Here is a 4,749-nt window from a genome sequence, read left to right on the forward strand (position 1 = left end):
GATTCTGTATGGCAATAGGTGCCGACACCGCCGCGACTTGGCCATGTGCGTACCTGACGGGCGATTTCCCATTTGGAAACGCCTGGAATCTGCAGATCAGCCGCAGAGCACGACATATGCAATGAGCGTTTCGCACCTCTGACCGAACGGTTGTGCGCCGGACTGCGGTAGCCGGAGGTGATGACAACCGGTTTGCGGTAGTGGCTTTCAAGGCGCTTAATCATAGAGACCAGCTGCGGTTTCAGACAGGAAACCTGCACTTTATCATGCTGGGTGCGCAGGCCGTTCGGCGCGAGACGCGCCATGCCGCCAGCGGAGGCGAGTGTTACCGGCGCGCTGAAATCGTCTTCATCAAGATCAATATCGCTTTCGTCGAACACTTTATTACTGTGACGAATCTCTACGCCGCCATTCGCACGCACACCCGGCAGCGTATAATTATAGTCGCTTGCTCTTTTAGGCGTGGCAGAGGCTGTGACTGTGGCTTCCTGCTTGCCGGTGCCGCGCACACTGTTTTTGCCCGGTGAGAAAAGACGGGCTGCCGCGCCTGCGCTCTGGCTAGTTCTGTCAATTGCAGGAGTTTGTGCGATATTTGCGCTTGCATCCGGCTTGGCAGTTTCGGCCTGAGCAGCATTATTCTGCGGCTTTGTCTGGCTTGTCGCCGGTGTTGCGGCTTCTGCCTGCGGAATCGCTGCTAAAGCAGCAGTAGGCTTGTTTCGTGTGCCGAAAAGTGCAGCCAGTGTGCTCGGTTGTTCGGCAGGGGCTGCGGCTTCCGGTGTCTGTACAATCTGATTGGTTGCGGCGGCGGCTGTATCAGCCAAGGCAACCTGTACCGGTTTTTCCGTTTGTGCTTCTGCTGTCTGTTTTGCGGCTTCTGCCGTTATAGCAGAGGCCGGAGCAGCTTTTGTCGCAGCGGTTGCTGTATTTGCCGCCGGAGTATCAGAAGCGGAATCGCCGGATTTATTTTCGGCCAGAGTCGTATCATTGGCGACGCTTTCCAGCAGGGATGTGCCGGAAGATGTGGTACAGCCACTGATGCTTAAAGCGAGAATGATAGCTGAGCCGCAGAAAAGCTGAGCGTTTTTTTCTCGTATACGTTTTATCGTATCGAACAAAGCAGACCCTTCATTATGCTGCGACTTGTCTGAGTGCATCTGCGGAAACTGAACTCAAATCAAAGGTTTCCTGTGCAACTGCTGGCACAAAGGGCTGTAAAGAGGCTCCGTTTGTGCAAAATTCTGGCTATTATTAATATATGCGGAATGACTGTTTTCGTCGCAAAAATTGTTAATTCTTTATTAATTGGGGCGCAAGTTATGCCCTGTAACAATTCTTTTCAAAACAATAACAATTGTTACATTTCGTGTTCGCGGGCAGACTTGGCAGAATGACGTAAATAAGAGTGTTTTTCACGGCGGAAATGAAAGCTTCCTGTTGCGAAATGCGTCTATACGTTTATTGTCCGGTTATTCGGCCAGAGTTACGACCAGAATTCGATATGCAGGGAATTTCCTCTATGAGCGCACAACAGACACATCACTTCGCAACGCTGCGTAATGCAATGTTTGCCGTGGCTGCTGTGGCGCTCGCGGGTTGCACAAGCGGGCCTTCTGCCGGTGTGCCGCAGGAGGGCGCACTGCGTACCGGAGCTTATCCGAATTTCGGGATTATGCCGCGCGGTGAAACCAAGCAGCTGACCTTTGAGGAAAAAGACCGGATTACCGGTAGCCTCAGCAGTGCCAAGGCGCGTCAGGGAAGCGCACCCGCAACTGGATCGAGCCGAGCGGAAATCGAAGCCCGCAAACGCCAGTTGCAGGCGGAAACCGATGCCACATTAAAGGCAATCGAAGCCACCGAGTAACAGGCTGATCTGACGACAGGCGTTTTGATACGTCATAAATTTATTCGCATTTTAGAATTTACAGATCGGAGTGCTGTTTTGGCACTCTGGATTCGGGTCGTACTGATCCGGACTTTTAACAGCCGTGCAGTTTTACAAGATTATGCTGCATCGCATTTTAATTAAACGGAAGAGAGATATGTCGGAACAATTCCATAAAATCCGTCGCCTGCCACCTTATGTCTTCGAACAGGTTAACCGCCTGAAGGCGAGTGCGCGAGCGGCGGGTGCCGACATTATCGATCTTGGCATGGGCAATCCTGATCTGCCGACACCGCAGGGCATTATTGATAAGCTTTGTGAGGCTGTGCAGGACCCGCGCACCCATCGCTATTCCTCATCCAAAGGGATTCCTGGCTTACGTAAAGCGCAGGCCAATTATTATGCGCGTCGTTTTGGTGTGAAGCTCAATCCGGATACACAGGTTGTTGCCACGCTTGGTTCCAAGGAAGGCTTTGCAAATATGGCGCAGGCAATTACTGCGCCGGGTGATGTTATTCTGTGTCCGGATCCGACCTATCCGATCCATACTTTCGGCTTTGTCATGTCCGGTGGTGTCATCCGTTCCATCAGTGCAAAACCGGATGACAGCTTCCTCGTCTCGCTGGAGCGCGGTGTTAAGCACTCGATCCCGAGCCCGATTGCGCTGATTCTGAGTTTTCCGTCCAACCCGACTGCGCAAGTGGCGACACTCGACTTCTATAAGGAAGTGGTGGCCTTTGCCCGTAAGCATAATATTATCATCCTGTCAGATCTGGCTTATTCGGAAATCTATTTCGATGAAAACAACCCGCCGCCATCGGTGTTGCAGGTTGAGGGTGCAATGGATGTGGCGGTTGAATTTACCTCTATGTCCAAAACATTCTCGATGGCCGGCTGGCGTATGGGCTTTGCTGTTGGCAATGAAAGGCTGATTGCGGCGCTCACACGGGTCAAATCCTATCTCGATTACGGTGCTTTCACGCCGGTTCAGGTGGCTGCAACGGCAGCGCTGAACGGCGACGGCAGCGATATTGAATATGTGCGTAATGTTTATAAGACACGCCGCGATGTTCTGGTTGAGAGTTTTGGCCGTGCGGGTTGGGAAATTCCGTCTCCTGAGGCGACAATGTTTGCGTGGGTTCCGATCCCTGAACGCTACCGTGCCATGGGCTCGCTCGATTTTTCCAAACTATTGATCGAAAAAGCTGATGTAGCTGTTGCGCCCGGCCTCGGTTTCGGTGAACATGGGGATGAATTTGTGCGCATTGCTTTGGTGGAGAACGAACATCGTATTCGTCAGGCCGCGCGTAATATCAAACGCTTTCTGGGAAATGCTGACGGAGCTGCCTGATAAAAAGGCGGCTTCAGGGAATGTCCTGAGCCAAGCGAATAAAGTGAGGCGGGAGCATACAGTTCCCGCCCGTTGAATTAAGTATATATTGCTGAGGCACAATAATGAGTAATGCATTGCGGATCGGTGTCGCCGGACTTGGCACCGTAGGAGCATCGGTTTTGCGCATTCTGCGCGATAAAGCCGAAATGATGACAAGGCAATGCGGACGCGAAATTGTAGTGACTGCGGTCAGCGCACGTGACCGTACGCGTGACCGTGGTGTTGATCTCAGCAATATTGAATGGTTCGATGATCCTGTCGCGCTGGCAAAATCAGATAATATTGATGTTTTTGTTGAGCTGGTTGGCGGCTCGGAAGGTACTGCACGTGCTGCTGTTGAGGCTGCACTCAATTCCGGTCGCCATGTGGTGACTGCCAATAAAGCCTTGCTGGCTTATCATGGTGTGGAACTAGCCAAAATCGCGGAAGCCAAAGGCGTGTTGCTGAATTTTGAAGCAGCAGTTGCAGGCGGTATTCCGGTGATTAAGGCGATGCGTGAATCGCTGACCGGTAATACTGTGTCGCGCGTTTATGGTATTATGAACGGTACTTGTAATTATATCCTGACCCGTATGGGTGAGGAGGGGATTTCCTTCACCGAATGTCTGAAAGATGCACAGCGTCTGGGCTACGCGGAAGCTGATCCGACATTTGATATTGAAGGCAATGACACGGCGCATAAGCTGGCACTGCTGACCAGTATTGCCTTTGGCACGCAGATTGCCGCTGACGATATTTATCTGGAAGGGATCAGCAATATTTCGCTTGCGGATATCCGCGCGGCAGAAGAGCTTGGCTATAAAATCAAGCTGCTGGGCGTAGCGCAGAAAACAGAAACCGGTGTGGAGCAGCGTGTGCATCCGACATTGGTGCCAACCTCTTCTGTCATTGCGCAGGTGCATGGCGTGACCAATGCGGTGGCGATCGAAACCGACCTTCTCGGCGAATTGCTGTTGTCAGGTCCGGGTGCCGGCGGCAATGCCACGGCCTCCGCTGTGATTGGTGATATTGCTGATATCGGTAAGAGCCGTCCGGGTTTCCAGCACGGACCGGTCTTCGGTACGCCTGCAAAAAATCTGAAGCCGACAGCGCGCGCGAAAATGCGTTCTCATGCCGGTGGTTATTTCATTCGCCTGAATGTGCATGATCGCGCCGGTGTATTTGCAACGATTGCCAAGCGCATGGCGGAAAATGATATTTCGCTGGAATCTATCGTACAGCGCGGCACCGGTGCCAATGTCGAAGAGGCTGTGATTAAAACAGTTGTTCTCGTAACCCATGCAACCACGGAATCAGCGGTTAAGCAGGCTTTGAAGGCGATTACCGAAGATGGTGATCTCTTCGACAAGCCGCAGATGATCCGCATTGAACGTGCGGGGTAGAGCATAATTCCTTAAACTTGGATCAGTTTAAGGTAAAATTATGCTCTCATTTTAAAGTGTTAGAGCGAGTTTTGTGTGCCAAGTCTGGCACA

4 protein-coding genes are annotated in these 4,749 nt (G+C 52.0%); 3 read left to right on the forward strand and 1 reads right to left on the reverse strand.

Features of this window, described 5'->3' with window-relative positions; translation table 11 throughout:
- A partial coding sequence (locus A918_RS0109880) for a D-Ala-D-Ala carboxypeptidase family metallohydrolase (RefSeq protein WP_198013287.1) occupies positions 1 to 1,115 on the reverse strand: 1,115 nt, incomplete at its 3' end.
- A gap of 401 nt (positions 1,116 to 1,516) precedes the next feature.
- Here A918_RS0109880 and A918_RS0109885 point away from each other — a divergent pair.
- The 3 genes from A918_RS0109885 to A918_RS0109895 all read left to right on the forward strand — a co-directional run bounded on the left by A918_RS0109885 (position 1,517) and on the right by A918_RS0109895 (position 4,657).
- The gene (locus tag A918_RS0109885) at positions 1,517 to 1,861 is read left to right on the forward strand and encodes a hypothetical protein (RefSeq protein WP_022710906.1); all 345 of its coding nucleotides are present in this window, start codon (positions 1,517 to 1,519) and stop codon (positions 1,859 to 1,861) included.
- 178 nt (positions 1,862 to 2,039) lie between these two features.
- The gene (locus A918_RS0109890) at positions 2,040 to 3,233 is read left to right on the forward strand and encodes an LL-diaminopimelate aminotransferase (protein ID WP_022710907.1); all 1,194 of its coding nucleotides are present in this window, start codon (positions 2,040 to 2,042) and stop codon (positions 3,231 to 3,233) included.
- A 104-nt stretch (positions 3,234 to 3,337) separates the two neighbouring features.
- Complete coding sequence (locus A918_RS0109895; protein WP_022710908.1) at positions 3,338 to 4,657, forward strand: homoserine dehydrogenase; 1,320 nt, start codon at positions 3,338 to 3,340, stop codon at positions 4,655 to 4,657.
- Positions 4,658 to 4,749: the final 92 nt, after the last annotated feature.

Source organism: Pseudochrobactrum sp. AO18b (genome assembly GCF_000409565.1).
GTDB classification, from domain to species: domain Bacteria; phylum Pseudomonadota; class Alphaproteobacteria; order Rhizobiales; family Rhizobiaceae; genus Pseudochrobactrum; species Pseudochrobactrum saccharolyticum.

Coding starts and splice junctions, on each gene's coding strand:
- A918_RS0109885 (WP_022710906.1), top strand. CDS start 1,517: ATGAGCGCACAACAGACACATCACTTCGCAACGCTGCGTAATGCAATG.
- A918_RS0109890 (WP_022710907.1), top strand. CDS start 2,040: ATGTCGGAACAATTCCATAAAATCCGTCGCCTGCCACCTTATGTCTTC.
- A918_RS0109895 (WP_022710908.1), top strand. CDS start 3,338: ATGAGTAATGCATTGCGGATCGGTGTCGCCGGACTTGGCACCGTAGGA.